The sequence below is a fragment of the Halomonas sp. ND22Bw genome, assembly GCF_003011945.1.
Taxonomy (GTDB): Bacteria; Pseudomonadota; Gammaproteobacteria; order Pseudomonadales; family Halomonadaceae; genus Halomonas; species Halomonas halophila.
On sequence record NZ_PXWD01000475.1, the window covers coordinates 1 to 325 of the forward strand.

General features: G+C 69.8%; 1 protein-coding gene. It reads right to left on the reverse strand.

Translation table 11 applies throughout. The features are described 5' to 3' along the window. On the reverse strand, positions 1-325 hold a 325-nt coding region (locus tag CVH10_RS19000; protein WP_181244508.1), incomplete at both ends, for an alkaline phosphatase D family protein.

The window sequence follows — 325 nt, forward strand, 5'->3', positions numbered from 1 at the left end:
AGGATGTTCCAGCGCGCCTCGGCGCCCGCCAGGCCGTCGTACAGCCAGCGTTCCTGCTCGAAGCCCAGGAAGGTGCGCGACGGGTCCACGCGGTCCAGGCATTGGGCGTCGGTGACGATCTGGCCCCTGGCGCCGCCCTCGTCCACGCAGGCCCCGCGCGAGCGATATTGGCGGCCGTCCAGCATGAAGAACTCGGCCAGATTGCCATAGCGGACGCGCTTGTGGATCGGCATCTGCAGGCGGCGATCCAGGCGGGTGCGACGGATCGGCATGGCCTCGTAGAAGGCCTGATAGCCGGCGGCGCGGCGGCGCAGGAAATCGTCGG